Consider the following 17737-nt stretch of genomic DNA (forward strand, 5'->3'; position numbering starts at 1 on the left):
AAGTCAGCGGCTATCTTGGCGTGCCGCGCGGGTGTGGAGCAAGGCCCGTGTTTCGACCGACGGAGGAGGGGTTGGGCGCGTCGCGGCTTTGGTGCATCATGCCGGACAGGCATTAGATCGAGAACGCCCATGCTGGACGAGCTACTTCGCCGTATCAACAGCCACACGCCAGGCACCCTGGAGAACGACGGGCGCTTTCCTGAAGCGGCCGTGCTGGTGCCGATCACCCGTAGCGACGACCCTGAACTGGTGTTGACCCTGCGCGCCAGCGGCCTGTCGACCCATGGCGGCGAAGTCGCATTTCCCGGAGGACGGCGAGACCCTGAAGACCCTGATCTGGTGTTCACTGCGTTGCGTGAGGCGCGAGAGGAAATCGGTCTGGCGCCGGGTCTTGTCGAAATCGTCGGGCCACTGAGTCCGCTGATTTCCAAACACGGCATCAGGGTCACGCCTTACGTTGGCGTCATCCCGGATTTTGTCGAGTACACCCCCAACGATGGCGAAATTGCTGCCGTTTTCAGCGTTCCACTGGCGTTCTTTCGCGAAGACGCCCGTGAACATACCCATCGCATCGACTATCAGGGCCGTAGCTGGTATGTGCCGAGCTATCGGTTTGGCGAGTACAAGATCTGGGGCCTGACGGCAATCATGATCGTGGAACTGATGAACGTGCTGTTCGACAGCAATATCAATTTGCACCATCCACCGCAGCGTTCGGCCATTCTGACGCTGAAATCCTGACCGTGAGCCCCCGCGCTCGACCCACGGCCAAAGAGCCGAGCCATGAGGAAAACAAGATGAAATACCGCCTGGGCGATGCCCGTGTCGAAGCCCACTCGCAAAGCTGGATCGCCCCCACCGCCACGCTGATTGGCAAGGTTCGTTTGCAGGCCAATGCCAGCGTTTGGTTCGGCGCGGTTCTGCGCGGCGACAACGAGCTGATCGACATTGGCGAGAACAGCAACGTGCAGGATGGCACCGTGATGCACACCGACATGGGTTCACCGCTGACCATCGGCAAGAACGTGACCATCGGTCATAACGTCATGCTTCACGGTTGCACGGTCGACGACAACACCCTGATCGGCATCAACTCGGTGATCCTCAATGGCGCGAAGATCGGCAAATACTGCATCATTGGCGCCAATTCTCTGATTGGCGAAGGCAAGGTCATTCCCGATGGCTCGTTAGTCATGGGCTCGCCGGGCAAGATCGTGCGTGAACTGAGCGACGCGCAAAAGAAGATGCTCGAAGCCAGCGCCGCTCATTACGTGCACAATGCGCAGCGTTATGCACGGGAACTGGCCCCGCAGGAAGATTGATGTCCACTGAACTCCCTATTCGCGAAAAACCGGTGCGTTCGCCTTGCGTCAGCATTTGCGCATTGGACGAGGCCGACATCTGTGTCGGCTGCCAGCGTACGGTCGCCGAAATCACCGGCTGGAGCCGCATGACCAACGATGAGCGTCGTGCGGTGCTGGCGCTGTGCGACGAGCGCGCGAAGGCCAGTGGGATGATGTTATCGGTACCGAGGGGCTGACACCGATTTGTGGGAGCCGGCAATTGCGTCATTCTCGGGATCACCTGTCCGCTGCCACACCCCATCCCCCCGCCTTCATGGTAAATTGCGCGCCTTTCTCCCCTGCGGTTGCTCGCCTGTGGCGGGTTGCCCTCGATATCTGCTCCACGAGGACCTGAGATGACTCAAATCGGAACTCCACTGTCGCCGACCGCGACCCGCGTTTTGCTCTGCGGTTGCGGCGAGCTTGGCAAGGAAGTGGTGATCGAACTGCAACGCCTGGGCGTTGAGGTGATTGCCGTCGACCGTTACGCCAATGCTCCGGCCATGCAGGTCGCGCACCGCAGTCATGTGATCAACATGCTCGACGGCGCCGCGCTGCGTGCCGTGATCGAGGCCGAGAAGCCGCATTACATCGTCCCGGAAATCGAAGCCATCGCCACTGCGACCCTGGTGGAACTGGAGTCCGAAGGCTTTACCGTGATTCCGACGGCACGTGCCGCACAGTTGACCATGAACCGCGAAGGCATTCGCCGTCTGGCCGCTGAAGAGTTGGACCTGCCCACCTCGCCGTACCACTTTGCCGACACCTTCGAAGACTACAAAAAGGCCGTCGAAGACCTGGGCTTCCCGTGCGTGGTCAAGCCGGTCATGAGTTCGTCGGGCAAAGGTCAGAGCCTGCTGAAAACCGAGGCCGATGTTCAGAAGGCCTGGGAGTACGCGCAGGAAGGCGGTCGCGCGGGCAAAGGCCGCGTGATCATTGAAGGTTTCATCGACTTCGACTACGAAATCACCCTGCTGACCGTGCGCCATGTCGGTGGCACCACCTTCTGTGCACCTGTGGGGCATCGTCAGGAGAAGGGCGATTACCAGGAATCCTGGCAGCCACAGGCCATGAGTCCAGTGGCGCTGGCAGAATCCGAGCGTGTCGCCAAAGCGGTGACCGAGGCACTGGGCGGTCGGGGTCTGTTCGGCGTCGAACTGTTCATCAAAGGCGATCAAGTGTGGTTCAGCGAAGTGTCGCCGCGTCCCCATGACACCGGTCTGGTGACCCTGATTTCTCAAGACCTGTCGCAGTTCGCACTGCACGCCCGCGCGATCCTGGGCCTGCCGATTCCGCTGATTCGCCAGTTCGGCCCATCGGCGTCTTCGGTGATTCTGGTGGAAGGCCAATCGACCCAGACCGCCTTCGCCAACTTGGAACAGGCTCTGAGCGAGCCAGACACCGCGCTGCGCCTGTTCGGCAAGCCGGAAGTCAACGGCCAGCGTCGCATGGGTGTGGCCCTGGCGCGTGACGAATCCATCGAAGCGGCCCGTCGCAAGGCGACCCGCGCGTCGATGGCGGTGAAGGTGCAGTTGTAAGCCTCAGCCGCAAATAAAAAACGGCGCCTTCGGAGGCGCCGTTTTTATTTGTCAATGCGACCCCGGTAGGAGCGGGCAAGCCACGCTCCTACCGATCAAGCATCACTTGATGGCATCGAGATCCGCATTCCGCGTTTCTTTCAGGCACAACACGGCAATCAGGCTCAGCAGCGCGGCCGCCGACACATAACCGCCCACCCAGCTCAAACCGCCCATTTCCACCAATTGCTGAGCGAAAAATGGCGCGACCGAGGCGCCGACGATCCCGCCGATGTTATAGGCCGCCGACGCGCCGGTGTAACGGACGCGGGTCGGAAACAGTTCAGGCAGCATTGCGCCCATCGGTGCGAACGTGACGCCCATCAGGAACAGCTCGATGGACAGAAACAGCGTCACTGCCCAGGTCGAGCCGTGGGTCAGCAGGGGGTGCATCAGGAAGCCCGACAAAATCGCCAGCACGCCGCCGACAATCAGCACCGGCTTGCGCCCGAAACGGTCACTCGCCCACGCGGACAACGGGGTTGCCAACGCCATGAACAACACCGCAAAGCACAGCATGGCGAGGAAGGATTCCCGGCTGTAACCCAGGCTCTTGACCCCATAGCTCAGCGAGAACACCGTCGAGATGTAGAACAGCGCGTAGCACACCACCATCGAGGCAGCGCCCAGCAACATTGGCGCCCAATACTGTGCGAACAGCTCGGCAATCGGCATCTTGAGGCGTTCGTGACGGGCAATGGCTTTGGCGAAAATCGGTGTTTCTTCCAGCTTCAGGCGCACGTAGAGACCGATGACGACCAGCACCGCACTGAGCAGGAACGGGATGCGCCAGCCCCAGGAGCGGAATTGTTCGTCATTCAGTGTCATTGCCAGTGTCAGAAACAGGCCGTTGGCTGCGAGAAAGCCAATCGAAGGGCCAAGCTGCGGGAACATGCCGAACCACGCGCGCTTGCCTTTGGGGGCGTTTTCAGTGGCCAGCAATGCAGCACCGCCCCATTCACCCCCCAGCCCAAGACCCTGGCCGAAGCGCAGCACGCACAACAGAATCGGCGCCCACGAACCGATGGTCTCATAGCCCGGTAGCACGCCAATCAACGTGGTGCAGATGCCCATCAGTAGCAGCGACGCCACCAGTGTCGATTTACGACCAATGCGATCACCGAAGTGACCGAACAGCGCCGAACCCAGTGGGCGCGCGAGAAAGGCGATCCCGAAGGTCAGAAATGCCGACAGCATCTGTGCGGTGCTGGACGTCTGTGGAAAGAACACCGGGCCGATCACCAGCGCGGCGGCGGTGGCGTAGACGTAGAAGTCGTAGAACTCGATGGCGGTGCCAATGAAACTGGCGGTGGCGACACGGGCGGCGGAATTGGCGGGCGGCGCCGCCTGCTCATCGCTGGATGGATAAGTGGAGGTACTGGTCATGCGAGTATCCCTGGCAGTCATCTTGCCTGTCAGCGGGAGACGAAACGTCCTGCGCGCGCTGAAGCAAACGTTAATTATTGTGGGTACAGCGCTGAACAGACTAGCCCGGATGCGGGGGAGGGCGCTGGCATCGCTCGGGATGAGAGCAGGCGCCAGAGGTGTCGCGTGAAGACGTCAGGCTGAGTGACTGGCCGACGCTCGCATTGTGCGGGTAGCACGCGGGTCGGCGGGGCTGGGTAAGCGGGTCGATTATAGAAAGGGCGTCAACGCGGAAACAAGTGTTTCAAACAGGCTGGCGCGCTTTAGATCACGTCTTTGGTCCGACTGTTCTGCCACATCAGCACGCGGGTCACCCGATTGTCCTCGGTTTCGAGGGTTTCCAGCCGGTAAGGCCCGATCTTCAGGCACACCGAGCTGTCGGGAATCGTTTCCAGCGCCTCGGTGATCAGGCCGTTGACGGTCTTCGGGCCATCGGCGGGCAGGTGCCAGCCAAGGCTCTTGTTCAGGTCGCGAATCGACGCCGCGCCTTCAACCACCAGACGTCCATCCGGCTGCGGATGAATGTGCGGATTGTCGAGGGTTTGTTCGCTTTCGAATTCACCGACGATTTCTTCAAGGATGTCCTCAAGGCTGACGATGCCTTGCACCTCGCCGTATTCGTCCACCACCACGCCCATGCGCCGCTGTTGTTTGTGGAAGTTCAGCAATTGCAGTTGCAACGGCGTGCTCTCCGGCACGAAATAGGGTTCGTAACAGGCAGCTTTCAACGCTTCTTTGGTCAGCTGTCCGCGAGGCAGCAGGTGACTGATCATGCGTGTGTTGAGCACGCCTTCGACCTGGTTGATGTCGTTGTGATAGACCGGCAGACGTGTGTGACGGGAAATGATCAACTTGTCGGTGATCTCTTCGATGGTCTCGTCCAGATTGATACCGTCCACTTCGCTGCGCGGCACCAGAATGTCGTTGACGGTCATGCTGTCCAGCGCATGGATGCCGGACAGAACGCGGGAGCGGCCAAACTGGCTTTCGTTGTCCTGATAGATCAGGGCGCCCTGATCGTCGTCATCGGCAGCCGTGTCGGGGCGGCGTTTGGACAGGAAGGGGCGCAACAACAGTTTGGCGAGGTTTTTGTAGAACCACGTCAACGGGCGCAACAGACGCATGGGAATGCGCAGGACGTTGTTCCCCAGCAGCAGAATCGCCTCCGGGCGCCGTGCCGCCAGCTTGCGCGGAATGAACTCGGTGACGATGATCAGCAAGCTGGCGACGACAACCCATGCGATCAGTGGGCCATGGGAATACCACTGCCCGATCGCGAGCAGGGTCGCCAGAATGGTGATCAGGGTTTTCAGCAGGGTATTGCCCAGCACCAGGCTGTTGAAATTAAAACCCAGCGTGGGTTTGGCTGGCTCGGTCGAGCGCGGATTGATGCGGGCGGCACGCAGATTGTGATGCGCCGCTTCGACAGCGGTAAACAGCCCCGACCACAGGGTGAGCAGGGCGAGGAGCGCGAGCATCGTGCCGGTGGGCAGGTTTTCCATGGTCAGCGCCTGTCAGATGTGCAGGATGTATTCGCGGACGAGCTTGCTGCCGAAGTAGGCCAGCATCAGCAGCAGAAAGCCGCCCAAGGTCCAGCGAATCGCTTTGTGCCCACGCCAGCCCAGGCGCGTGCGGCCCCACAGCAGGACGCTGAACACGATCCAGGCGAGGATCGACAGCAGCGTTTTATGCACCAGATGCTGGGCAAACAGGTTTTCGACGAACAGCCAGCCGGAAATCAGCGACATCGACAGCAATGTCCAGCCCGCCCAGAGGAAGCCGAACAACAGACTTTCCATGGTTTGCAGGGGCGGGAAGCTGCGAATCAGCCCGGAGGGGTGCTTGTTCTTGAGCTGATGGTTCTGCAGCAGAAGCAGCAAGGCCTGAAACACCGCGATGGTGAACATGCCATAGGCCAGGATCGACAACAGAATGTGCCCGATCAAGCCCTGTTCACCGATGATCGGTTGCAGCGTGCCCGCCGGGGCGAACTGCGCCATCAAGGTGGTGAGCAAGCCCAGCGGGAACAACAGAACCAGCAGGATTTCCACGGGAATGCGAATGCAGGCCAGCATGGTCACGATGATCACCGCAACGGCGATCAGGCTGGCGGCGCTGAAAAAATCCAGGCCCAGGCCGATCGGGCGCACCAACTGGCTGAACAGCGCACTGGCCTGGCAGGCGACGGCGAGGGTGCCGATCAGGCACAGCAGCCATTTGTCGGCCTTTTTGCCTTGGCGCAGGCGAATACCTTGGTAGAGGGTCGCAGCGGCGTAAAGCACGGCGGCGGCGAGGCTGAATGGCAAACTCGGTGACAAGGCGAACATAGATCCTGATGGGCGTGCCCGAAAGCCGCTGAGTGTGGCATAGAACCGGCACGGCACGAAAGACCACAGAAGCAGACGTCATGGTGTCCGTGCGTCAGAGTCTTCGCTATAATCCGCGACCTGCTCACGCCAACGCCTTGCCGAGCACTGTTCCTTCTTTATATAGGCAGCACGCCGACACCGCGTCAGGTGCTTGCCAACGGGCACAGGGCCGCACCCACTGGGGTTCGCCGCGAACTCAAAGGATCACGCATGTTTGAAAATCTGACAGAACGTCTCTCGCAGACGCTGCGCCAGGTCACCGGCAAAGCCAAGCTGACCGAGGACAACATCAAGGACACGCTGCGTGAAGTGCGCATGGCGCTGCTCGAAGCCGACGTGGCCCTGCCGGTTGTCAAAGAGTTCGTCAATCGCATCAAGGAACGTGCGGTCGGCACTGAGGTGTCTCGCAGCCTGACGCCAGGTCAGGCGTTCGTGAAGATCGTGCAGGCCGAGCTGGAAGACATGATGGGGGCAGCCAATGAAGAGCTGTCCCTCAATGTTGCGCCTCCGGCAGTGGTGCTGATGGCGGGTCTGCAGGGGGCGGGTAAAACCACCACCGCAGGCAAGCTGGCGAAGTTTCTCAAAGAGCGCAAAAAGAAAAGCGTGATGGTGGTGTCGGCTGACGTGTATCGCCCTGCGGCGATCAAGCAGCTTGAAACCCTGGCCAACGACATCGGTGTGACGTTCTTCCCTTCCGATATCAGTCAGAAGCCTGTGGCCATTGCAGAAGCGGCCATCAAAGAAGCCAAACTCAAATTCATCGATGTCGTGATTCTCGACACCGCCGGCCGTCTGCACATCGACGCCGAGATGATGGGCGAGATTCAGGCACTGCATGCCGCTGTCAAACCGGCCGAAACGCTGTTCGTGGTGGACGCCATGACCGGTCAGGACGCCGCCAACACGGCCAAGGCCTTTGGTGATGCGCTGCCGCTCACCGGTGTGATCCTGACCAAGGTCGATGGTGATGCCCGTGGCGGTGCCGCGCTGTCCGTCCGCGCCATTACCGGCAAGCCGATCAAGTTCATCGGTATGGGCGAGAAGAGCGAAGCGCTGGAGCCGTTCCATCCGGACCGTATCGCATCGCGCATCCTCGGGATGGGCGACGTGCTCAGCCTGATCGAACAGGCCGAGCAGACCCTCGACAAGGAAAAGGCCGACAAACTGGCCAAGAAGCTGAAGAAAGGAAAGGGCTTCGACCTCGAAGACTTCCGTGACCAGCTGCAACAGATGAAGAACATGGGCGGCTTGGGCGGCCTCATGGACAAACTGCCGAGCATCGGCGGCGTCAACCTGTCGCAGATGGGCAACGCGCAGAACGCGGCAGAAAAGCAGTTCAAACAGATGGAAGCCATCATCAACTCGATGACCCCGGCCGAGCGTCGCGATCCCGAGCTGATCAGCGGCTCACGCAAGCGCCGTATCGCGATGGGTTCCGGCACTCAGGTGCAGGACATCGGGCGTCTGATCAAGCAGCACAAACAGATGCAGAAGATGATGAAGAAATTCTCCGCCAAGGGCGGCATGGCCAAAATGATGCGCGGCCTGGGTGGCATGATGCCCGGCGGCGGTGGCATGCCTCGCCTTTGATCGGTCACTACGCGGACCGTTCGTCCGCGCAACCTTCTTTGGGATGACCTCCCATAGGCTCGTGAATACGAGCGAAAACAGGCCATTGAAAACGATGGCACCCTTGCAGATGCGAATGACCCTGCGCCTCGCGCCGGAAAAAGTCATTTGCAATCGTCCGGATATTCCTTAGAATATGCGGCCTTTCGGGCACCCGTGCCCGTTTGTGCACCTTAGATTTGCAGCACACTAACAGGAAATTGTTCAATGCTAACAATCCGTCTGGCCCTTGGCGGCTCCAAGAAGCGCCCGTTCTACCACCTGACTGTGACCGACAGCCGTAACCCACGCGACGGTTCGCACAAAGAGCAAATCGGTTTCTTCAACCCGGTTGCCCGTGGTCAGGAAATCCGTCTGTCCGTGAACCAAGAGCGCGTCAACTACTGGTTGAGCGTTGGTGCACAGCCATCTGAGCGCGTTGCTCAGCTGTTGAAGGAAGCTGCGAAGGCTGCGGCCTGAGCAATATGAGCGCGACGCCAGCTTCTGCCGACGATCTGATCGTTATCGGCAAGATCTATTCGGTACATGGCGTGCGTGGAGAAGTGAAGGTGTATTCCTTTACCGATCCAACTGAAAACCTGTTGAAGTACAAAACCTGGACGCTCAAGCGCGAAGGTAATGTGAAGCAGGTTGAGCTGGTCAGTGGGCGCGGGAGCGACAAGTTCCTGGTCGCAAAGCTCAAGGGTCTTGATGATCGTGAAGAAGCTCGTCTTCTGGCCGGTTACGAGATCTGCGTGCCAAGCCACCTGCTGCCGGGTCTGGACGACGGTGAGTACTACTGGTACCAGCTTGTCGGCTTGAAGGTCATCGACCACCTCGGGCAATTGCTCGGGAAAATCGATCACCTCCTGGAAACCGGTTCGAACGATGTAATGGTGGTCAAGCCCTGCGCAGGCAGTCTGGACGATCGTGAACGCCTGTTGCCCTATACGGATCAATGCGTGTTGGCCGTCGACCTGGTTGCAGGCGAGATGAAGGTGGAATGGGACGCGGATTTCTAAGCAATGGCCAGCCTGCGCATTGAAGTCATCACGCTGTTTCCCGAGATGTTTTCCGCCATCAGCGAATACGGCATTACCAGCCGTGCGGTAAAGCAGGAGCTGTTGCAGCTCACGTGCTGGAATCCGCGGGATTACACCACGGATCGACATCACACGGTGGATGATCGCCCTTTTGGCGGCGGCCCCGGCATGGTGATGAAGATCAAGCCTCTGGAAGACGCTCTGGTTCAGGCCAGGCAGGCAGCAGGGGATGCGGCGAAGGTGATTTACCTGTCGCCACAAGGCCGCAAACTGGAACAGTCTGCGGTACGCGAACTGGCGCAGGAGCAAGCACTGATCCTGATTGCCGGTCGTTATGAAGGCATTGACGAGCGCTTTATTGAGGCTCATGTCGATGAAGAGTGGTCGATAGGGGATTACGTGTTGTCTGGCGGCGAGCTGCCGGCCATGGTCCTGATCGATGCGGTTACACGGCTGCTGCCCGGAGCTTTAGGGCATGCGGACTCCGCGGAGGAAGATTCCTTCACGGATGGTCTGCTCGATTGCCCGCATTACACCCGACCTGAGGTGTATGCGGATCAGCGTGTACCCGACGTGTTGCTGAGTGGCAACCATGCACATATCCGGCGTTGGCGTTTGCAGCAGTCCCTAGGCAGGACCTACGAACGACGTGCCGATCTTCTGGAAAGGCGCTCGCTTTCTGGAGAAGAGAACAAGCTGCTGGCGGAATACCTCCGCGAGCGGGACGATAGTTAACGTATCGATGGTAGATCCGACTGATTTACCTTAGGAGCACAACATGACAAACAAAATCATTCTGGCCCTCGAAGCAGAGCAGATGACCAAAGAGATCCCTCCTTTTGCCCCGGGCGACACCATCGTCGTTCAGGTGAAAGTAAAGGAAGGTGACCGTTCCCGTCTGCAAGCCTTCGAAGGCGTTGTAATCGCCAAGCGCAACCGTGGTATCAACAGTGCTTTCACTGTTCGTAAAATCTCCAACGGTGTTGGCGTTGAACGTACTTTCCAGACCTACAGCCCGACTATCGACAGCATGGCTGTGAAACGTCGCGGTGACGTACGTAAAGCCAAGCTGTACTACCTGCGCGACCTGTCGGGTAAAGCAGCACGCATCAAGGAAAAACTGGCTTAATCGCCGTTTTTCGATTCAAAAGGAAGCAGCCTTCGGGCTGCTTTTTTTATGCCTGGATGAAAGGCTCAGGCCACGCCGAATCTGTGGGAGCGAATTCATTCGCGAAGCGGTGTTTCAGCCGACGGAGTAGGATTGGTCGTGGCACCCTCTCGCGAATGAACTCGCTCCCACAAGTTCATGTGCAAAGCCGAGGGCTTTGTGTCGACTTGGGAGATATGAAAGACTTCCTCTGTTTTCCTTCGCTCAAGCCTGATCCCATGCCCGCCTTAGACCACCCCATGATTGACCGCTTCCTCGATGCCCTGTGGCTGGAAAAGGGGCTGTCGGATAATACGCGTGATTCGTACCGCAGCGATCTGGCCTTGTTCAATGGCTGGTTGCAGGAAAGGGGTGTTGATCTGATGGGGGTGGGGCGTGAGGTGATTTTTGATCATCTGGCCTGGCGTGTGGACAACGGCTACAAGGCACGATCGTCTGCACGTTTTCTTTCCGGTGTAAGAGGTTTTTATCGTTATCTTTTGCGAGAGAGGCTGATTTCCGTCGACCCGACGCTCCAGGTGGATATGCCTCAGCTCGGTAAGCCATTGCCCAAATCGCTGTCCGAGGCCGATGTCGAGGCGCTGCTCGCGGCGCCGGATCTGAGTGAAGCCATCGGCCAGCGCGACCGAGCGATGCTGGAAGTGCTTTACGCCTGTGGGCTGCGGGTGACGGAACTGGTCAGCTTGACGCTTGAACAGGTCAATCTGCGTCAAGGTGTCTTGCGCATCATGGGCAAGGGTAGCAAGGAGCGCCTGGTGCCGATGGGCGAGGAGGCCATTGTCTGGGTTGAGCGTTATCTGCGAGACGCTCGCCAAGAGCTGTTGGGCGGTCGCCCCAGCGATGTGCTTTTTCCCAGCCTGCGAGGCGAGCAGATGACGCGCCAGACCTTCTGGCACCGCATCAAGCTGCAGGCCAAGGTCGCGGGTATCGGTAAAAGCCTTTCACCCCACACGCTGCGTCACGCCTTCGCCACTCATCTGCTCAATCACGGCGCCGATCTTCGAGTCGTACAAATGTTGCTGGGCCACAGTGACCTGTCGACGACCCAGATCTACACCCACATCGCGCGAGCCCGCTTGCAGGAATTGCACGCCAAACACCACCCTCGTGGGTGATCGGGGGGCAGGAATTTACGACGAGTCTTACATCAGTCGGCGTCGGCCTCGCGGGCCTAATGTGATAGGCTTTGCCGGTTTCGCAGATTGGAGCCCCGAAAATTTCCCGGTACGTCCGCGTCCGCCGTTTTCAATTCCGCCCGTCTGCCCACCGCTCGAGGAGTTTTCATGCGCGTGACTCGTTTTATCGGTGCTGCTGTCGTAGCGCTGGCCAGTACTTTCAGCCTGTTTGCCTCTGCTGACGAAGCGTCCGACAAGGCTATCCGCAAGACACTGGAATCACTGAACCTGGAAATCCCTGTAGAGAGCATTTCCAGCAGTCCTCTCAACGGCCTGTATGAGGTCAACCTGAAGGGCGGTCGCGTGCTGTATGCCAGTGCTGACGGTCAGTTCGTGATGCAGGGCAACCTGTATCAGATTCAAGGCGGCAAACCGGTCAACCTGACCGAAAAGGTCGAGCGTCTGGCGATTTCCAAGACCATCAACGGCATCCCGACCGCTGAAATGGTCGTCTATCCGGCCGTGGGCGAAACCAAGTCGCACATCACCGTGTTCACCGACACCACCTGCCCGTATTGCCACAAACTGCACGGCGAAGTGCCGGAGCTGAACAAGCGCGGCATCGAAGTGCGCTATGTCGCCTTCCCGCGTCAGGGCCTGGGGTCGCCGGGTGACGAGCAGTTGCAGGCGGTGTGGTGCTCCAAGGATCGCCGTGACGCCATGGACCGCATGGTCGATGGCAAGAACATCAAGGCACCCAAGTGCGATAACCCGGTGACCAAACAGTTCGAGATCGGCCAGTCGATTGGTGTGAACGGCACCCCTGCCATTGTGCTGGCGGATGGTCAGGTGATCCCGGGCTATCAACCTGCGCCCCAAGTGGCAAAGCTGGCGTTGAGCGCCGCCAAGTAACCCAATAAACCAGTTCAACAGCGAGCCGCACTGTCATGCGGCTGATACCACGGTCGGCCACGTGCCGATCGTTTTACGGGGAGTTCATAGTGAAACCGGTCAAAGTAGGCATCTGTGGGCTGGGTACTGTCGGTGGCGGTACCTTCAATGTGCTAAAGCGTAACGCCGAGGAAATTGCCCGCCGTGCCGGGCGTGGAATCGAAGTGGCGCAGATTGCCATGCGTTCGCCAAACCCCAATTGCCAGATTACCGGTACCCCGACCACCACCGATGTTTTCGAAGTGGCCAGCAATCCTGACATCGACATCGTTATCGAGCTGATCGGCGGCTACACCGTCGCGCGCGAACTGGTGCTCAAAGCCATTGAAAATGGCAAGCACGTGGTCACTGCCAACAAGGCGCTGATCGCGGTGCACGGTAATGAAATCTTCGCCAAGGCGCGTGAGAAAGGCGTCATCGTCGCCTTCGAAGCGGCCGTGGCAGGTGGCATTCCGGTGATCAAGGCGATCCGTGAAGGCCTGGCGGCCAACCGCATCAACTGGGTGGCAGGCATCATCAACGGTACCGGCAACTTCATCCTGACCGAAATGCGCGAGAAGGGCCGTACCTTTCCTGACGTGCTGGCCGAAGCGCAGGCACTGGGTTATGCCGAAGCCGATCCCACCTTCGATGTCGAGGGCATCGATGCGGCGCACAAACTGACCATTCTGGCGTCCATCGCCTTTGGCATTCCGCTGCAATTCGACAAGGCCTACACCGAAGGCATCACTCAGCTGACCACTGCTGACGTGAACTACGCCGAGGCGCTGGGTTACCGCATCAAACACCTGGGGGTTGCGCGCAGCACGCCTGCTGGTATCGAGTTGCGTGTGCACCCGACCTTGATTCCGTCGGATCGCCTGATCGCCAACGTCAATGGCGTGATGAACGCCGTGATGGTCAACGGCGACGCGGCGGGTTCGACGCTGTTCTATGGTGCAGGCGCAGGCATGGAGCCTACCGCTTCGTCGGTGGTCGCGGATCTGGTCGATGTGGTGCGTGCCCTGACCACCGACCCTGAGAACCGCGTGCCGCATCTGGCCTTCCAGCCCGATTCGCTGTCGGCCCATCCGATCCTGCCGATCCAGGAGTGCGAAAGCGCGTATTACCTGCGCATTCAGGCCAAGGACCACCCGGGTGTGCTGGCGCAGGTGGCGAGCATCCTGTCCGAGCGCGGGATCAACATCGAGTCGATCATGCAGAAGGAGGCCGAAGAGCAGGATGGCCTGGTGCCGATGATTTTGCTGACCCACCGAGTGGTCGAGCAACGTATCAACGATGCCATTCAGGCGCTGGAAGCGCTGGAAGGCGTAGCCGGTCCGGTCGTGCGCATTCGCGTCGAGCATCTCAACTAAGAGCCGTTGCGAGCGTGAAGCTCGCACCTCGAACCAAAGGTTTGAAACATGCGTTATATCAGTACTCGCGGCCAGGCACCGGCCCTGAATTTCGAAGACGTCCTGCTCGCGGGCCTTGCCAGCGACGGCGGTCTGTACGTCCCTGAAAACCTGCCTCGTTTCACTCAGGAAGAAATCGCTTCCTGGGCCGGCTTGCCGTATCACGAGCTGGCTTTTCGGGTGATGCGCCCATTCGTGACCGGCAGCATTCCGGACGCGGACTTCAAGAAAATCCTGGAAAAAACCTACGGTGTGTTTGCGCACAACGCGGTCGCGCCATTGCGCCAGCTGAACAGCAACGAGTGGGTGATGGAGTTGTTCCATGGCCCGACCCTGGCGTTCAAGGACTTCGCCCTGCAACTGCTGGGTCGCCTGCTGGACTACGTGCTGGAGAAGCGCGGCGAGCGCGTGGTAATCATCGGCGCAACCTCCGGCGACACCGGTTCGGCTGCCATCGAAGGCTGCCGCCGTTGCGAGAACGTCGACATCTTCATCCTGCACCCGAATAACCGCGTGTCGGATGTGCAGCGCCGCCAGATGACCACCATCTTTGGCGACAACATTCATAACATCGCCATCGAAGGCAACTTCGACGACTGCCAGGAAATGGTCAAAAACAGCTTTGCTGATCAGGGCTTCCTAAAGGGCACGCGTCTGGTGGCGGTGAACTCGATCAACTGGGCGCGGATCATGGCCCAGATCGTTTACTACTTCCACGCCGCGCTGCAATTGGGCGGTCCGGCGCGCTCCGTGGCGTTCTCGGTGCCGACCGGCAACTTCGGCGACATCTTCGCCGGCTATCTGGCGCGCAACATGGGCCTGCCGATCAGCCAACTGATCGTCGCCACCAACCGCAACGACATCCTGCACCGCTTCATGAGCGGCAATCAGTACGTCAAAGAGACCTTGCACGCCACGCTGTCGCCATCGATGGACATCATGGTGTCGTCGAACTTCGAACGTCTGTTGTTCGACATGCACGGCCGCAATGGCGCAGCGATCGCAGAGTTGATGGACAGCTTCAAGAAAGGTGGCGGTTTCAGCGTAGAAGAAGACCGTTGGACCGAGACCCGCAAGCTGTTTGACTCCCTGGCTGTCAGCGACGAGCAGACCTGCGAAACCATTGCCGAAGTCTTCGCCAGCACCGGTGAAGTGCTTGACCCGCACACAGCCATTGGCGTAAAAGCGGCTCGCGATTGCCGTCGCAGCCTGGACACGCCAATGGTGATTCTGGGCACGGCTCACCCGGTCAAGTTCCCGGAAGCCGTTCAAAAAGCCGGTGTAGGAAAAGCACTTGAACTGCCTGCACATTTGTCTGATTTGTTCGAGCGTGATGAACGTTGCACGGTGTTGCCAAATGACCTGAAGGCCATGCAGGCCTTCGTCAGCCAGCATGGCAACCGCGGCAAGCCGCTCTGACCGTATCCTGGTGTAACAAGTTAAGGCCCGCTCCCCAGCGGGCCTTCTCGTTTCTACGTGCCAAACTTGCGAAAATTTCTGCTTTTCGCAAACAACCAATTGGCGGTAGAACACATGAACATGGACACGCAAGGAATGCCCGTCCAGCCTCGAATCACGCTGCATGCTCTATGGGTATTGATGCTGATCGCGTGCGTCTGGAGTCGACAAGGCGAGGGGGCGGAAACGTTACCGTTTGTGCTTGGGGCACCTTTTCAAGTACCACGGGCGCTTGAACTCAACGATGATGATCGTCGTTGGCTCAAGGAGCGCAAAGTGCTGAGGGTTGGTATCCCCATAGCCGACTATGAACCCATCGATATCACCACTGACCAGAACCGTTATCAGGGTATCAGCGCCGATTACCTGAGCCTGATCAGTGCCAAGTTGTCACTCCCGATAAAAATCACGGGCTTCTCCCGCCGCGAGGACGAGATTGCGGCGTTGCTGGCGGGCGAGGTTGACGTGCTGACAGGCGCTAACGGTTATGAGCGAGCTTTTTCTGGGCTGAGTTTTTCGAACGATTACATGCCGGATCGATCGGTCGTGGTGGGCCGTAAAGTGGACACCCCCCTTAGAAGCACGCTTTACGGCAAACGAGTCGCTTTGCTTGATGGCTACGCTGACGCCAATGACGTCCATAAAGCTTACCCTGACAGTCAAATCGTATTGGCGCCCACGCTCCGCAGCGGGATGGAGGCTTTGGCGCAAGGAGACGTCGACGCGTTCATTGGCAATGAAGTCATTGTTCGTTCCTATAGCGCATTACGCCCATTCCTCGGGCTGCGAGTTCAATTCGAGAGCCTCTTGCCACCCTCGGGTTTGTCCTTTGCGATGCGCCGCAGTGACGACCGGCTCCAGACGTTGATGAACCGAGCGCTCGGCGATCTTGATGAATCAGTGACGCGAGAAATCCACCGACGCTGGACCGTCGGACTGGGCGACGATGTGGTGGATCAGCGCATTCGTTTAAGTCCCAGCGAGCAGCAATGGATGCGTCGCCATCCACAGATCAAGGTCGCGTCTACGTTGCACCCGCCTTATATCTACAAGGACGAGAATGGGCAGTGGGTGGGGTTGAATATCGACGTGCTCGACAAGATTTCGCGCATGACAGGTCTGATCTTCGTTCACGAGGCGATGCCTTCCACGCAGGTCGCGCTGGATACGCTCAGCGCTGGCAAGGCCGATATGAACACAACACTCGCGGAGACGCCTGAGCGCAGAGAACTGCTTAATTTCGGCTACGCCTATGGCGGAAACAACTGGGTCTACATCGTAAGGGACGATGAAGAATCCCCGGTCATGCTGTCCGATCTTTCGGGGAAAATACTGGCAATGCCCGCACGGCATGCCTTGCTTGGGGGCATTCAGCGTGACTATCCGCAGATCAGGCTGGAGCTTGTACAGACTTATGCGGAGGCTCGCAGGCGGGTCGAAGCCGGTGACGCCCACGCGACCATTCAAAATGAAGCAGGTGCGTGGGTTGCCCCCCTTGGAAAGCTCAAGGTCGGACGGGGCGTTGAGGGCTTGTGGTCTCCCGACCGGTTTGCAGTGGTCAAGACACAACCGGAGCTGTTGAGCATCCTGAACAAGGCGCTGGATGAGTTTCCCGTTGCCGAGCTGCGTTCGATCCGGATGAAGTGGCTGGGAAGCATGAAGCCTGAAACAAGCGTCTGGAAAAAGATTCCCGCTCCCGTGTATTGGTTGCTGGGGGGCGTAGCGCTATCGGCACTGCTTTCGCTGCTCTGGAACAGACGGCTAAAAGCTCAGGTTGCGCAGCGCGAAAGGGCTGAAGGGCAACTCAATGATCAATTGGTTTTCACCCGAGCCTTGCTCGACGGCCTGCCCGATCCCGTGTATGTGCGCGATCTGCAGGGGAGGTTGATGGCGTGCAACCGACGTTACGAAGACAGTCTGGGTATCAGTTTCGAACAATTGAATGGCCGACGCTTGATTGATATCGACCTGCTACCGCGTGAGAGCGTAGAAAAGATGCATGCTGCCTACATGACACTCCTTCGTACGCAAGAGCCCGTCAAGGATCACCAATCTTTGACTCTTCTGGACCGGCGGATAGAGGCCTTTCAATGGATGGTGCCGTTCTACCGCGCCAATGGTGAGCTGCAAGGACTGGTGGGAGGCTGGACCGACCTGACCGAATCCAGACGGATCGAGCAGGAACTGATAACGGCCCGTCAGCAACCGGAGTCCGCCCCTCCTTGATCCTGAATTCCATCTGTCACATTCGGCAGGCATGCTCCAGTGAACAGGGTGCAGCGATGA

17 protein-coding genes are annotated in these 17737 nt (G+C 59.0%); 14 read left to right on the forward strand and 3 right to left on the reverse strand.

Annotation, left to right across the window (positions count from 1 at the left end; all coding sequences use genetic code 11):
* Positions 1–129: 129 nt before the first annotated feature.
* From ACI2KB_RS20625 to purT, 4 genes are all read left to right on the forward strand, one after another.
* Complete coding sequence (locus ACI2KB_RS20625; RefSeq protein ID WP_404637366.1) at positions 130–741, forward strand: CoA pyrophosphatase; 612 nt, start codon at positions 130–132, stop codon at positions 739–741.
* 56 nt (positions 742–797) lie between these two features.
* Positions 798–1322 carry a gamma carbonic anhydrase family protein gene (locus tag ACI2KB_RS20630; protein WP_404637368.1) on the forward strand — a complete coding sequence of 175 codons (525 nt, stop codon included), beginning with the start codon at positions 798–800 and terminating at the stop codon, positions 1320–1322.
* The gene (locus tag ACI2KB_RS20635) at positions 1322–1540 is read left to right on the forward strand and encodes a DUF1289 domain-containing protein (RefSeq protein ID WP_404637370.1); all 219 of its coding nucleotides are present in this window, start codon (positions 1322–1324) and stop codon (positions 1538–1540) included. The genes ACI2KB_RS20630 and ACI2KB_RS20635 overlap by 1 nt, the downstream gene beginning before the upstream one ends.
* A gap of 159 nt (positions 1541–1699) precedes the next feature.
* Positions 1700–2881 (forward strand): formate-dependent phosphoribosylglycinamide formyltransferase, encoded by a 1182-nt coding sequence (gene purT / locus ACI2KB_RS20640; protein WP_404637372.1) that lies wholly within the window; start codon positions 1700–1702, stop codon positions 2879–2881.
* A 102-nt stretch (positions 2882–2983) separates the two neighbouring features.
* On the opposite strand, the gene ACI2KB_RS20645 is transcribed toward purT, so the two are convergent.
* The 3 genes from ACI2KB_RS20645 to ACI2KB_RS20655 all read right to left on the reverse strand — a co-directional run bounded on the left by ACI2KB_RS20645 (position 2984) and on the right by ACI2KB_RS20655 (position 6672).
* Positions 2984–4306, reverse strand: coding sequence for an MFS transporter (locus ACI2KB_RS20645; protein WP_404637374.1), 1323 nt, complete (start codon positions 4304–4306; stop codon positions 2984–2986).
* A gap of 302 nt (positions 4307–4608) precedes the next feature.
* Entirely contained in the window at positions 4609–5847 is a 1239-nt protein-coding gene (locus ACI2KB_RS20650) for a CNNM domain-containing protein (protein WP_404637376.1), read from the reverse strand.
* 12 nt (positions 5848–5859) lie between these two features.
* Entirely contained in the window at positions 5860–6672 is an 813-nt protein-coding gene (locus ACI2KB_RS20655) for an inner membrane protein YpjD (RefSeq protein WP_404637378.1), read from the reverse strand.
* A gap of 252 nt (positions 6673–6924) precedes the next feature.
* On the opposite strand from ACI2KB_RS20655, the gene ffh reads away from it, so the two are divergent.
* From ffh to ACI2KB_RS20705, 10 genes are all read left to right on the forward strand, one after another.
* Positions 6925–8304 (forward strand): signal recognition particle protein, encoded by a 1380-nt coding sequence (gene ffh / locus ACI2KB_RS20660; protein WP_404637380.1) that lies wholly within the window; start codon positions 6925–6927, stop codon positions 8302–8304.
* Between the two features lie 246 nt (positions 8305–8550).
* A complete protein-coding gene (rpsP, locus tag ACI2KB_RS20665; protein WP_404637382.1) occupies positions 8551–8802 on the forward strand; it encodes a 30S ribosomal protein S16 in 252 nt (83 codons plus the stop codon).
* A gap of 5 nt (positions 8803–8807) precedes the next feature.
* Complete coding sequence (gene rimM, locus ACI2KB_RS20670; RefSeq protein WP_404637384.1) at positions 8808–9344, forward strand: ribosome maturation factor RimM; 537 nt, start codon at positions 8808–8810, stop codon at positions 9342–9344.
* A gap of 3 nt (positions 9345–9347) precedes the next feature.
* Complete coding sequence (gene trmD / locus ACI2KB_RS20675) at positions 9348–10100, forward strand: tRNA (guanosine(37)-N1)-methyltransferase TrmD (RefSeq protein WP_404637386.1); 753 nt, start codon at positions 9348–9350, stop codon at positions 10098–10100.
* A 43-nt stretch (positions 10101–10143) separates the two neighbouring features.
* Complete coding sequence (gene rplS, locus ACI2KB_RS20680; protein WP_404637388.1) at positions 10144–10494, forward strand: 50S ribosomal protein L19; 351 nt, start codon at positions 10144–10146, stop codon at positions 10492–10494.
* A gap of 257 nt (positions 10495–10751) precedes the next feature.
* Positions 10752–11648, forward strand: a complete 897-nt coding sequence (xerD, locus tag ACI2KB_RS20685) for a site-specific tyrosine recombinase XerD (RefSeq protein ID WP_404637390.1) — start codon at positions 10752–10754, stop codon at positions 11646–11648.
* Positions 11649–11816: 168 nt separating this feature from the next.
* Positions 11817–12560 carry a bifunctional protein-disulfide isomerase/oxidoreductase DsbC gene (gene dsbC / locus ACI2KB_RS20690; protein ID WP_404637392.1) on the forward strand — a complete coding sequence of 248 codons (744 nt, stop codon included), beginning with the start codon at positions 11817–11819 and terminating at the stop codon, positions 12558–12560.
* Between the two features lie 89 nt (positions 12561–12649).
* Complete coding sequence (locus ACI2KB_RS20695) at positions 12650–13954, forward strand: homoserine dehydrogenase (RefSeq protein WP_404637394.1); 1305 nt, start codon at positions 12650–12652, stop codon at positions 13952–13954.
* A 48-nt stretch (positions 13955–14002) separates the two neighbouring features.
* Entirely contained in the window at positions 14003–15412 is a 1410-nt protein-coding gene (gene thrC / locus ACI2KB_RS20700) for a threonine synthase (protein ID WP_404637396.1), read from the forward strand.
* 180 nt (positions 15413–15592) lie between these two features.
* A complete protein-coding gene (locus tag ACI2KB_RS20705) occupies positions 15593–17677 on the forward strand; it encodes a transporter substrate-binding domain-containing protein (RefSeq protein ID WP_404637558.1) in 2085 nt (694 codons plus the stop codon).
* Positions 17678–17737 lie beyond the last annotated feature (60 nt).

It is taken from the genome of Pseudomonas sp. NPDC088444, from assembly GCF_044900175.1.
Lineage (GTDB): Bacteria > Pseudomonadota > Gammaproteobacteria > Pseudomonadales > Pseudomonadaceae > Aquipseudomonas.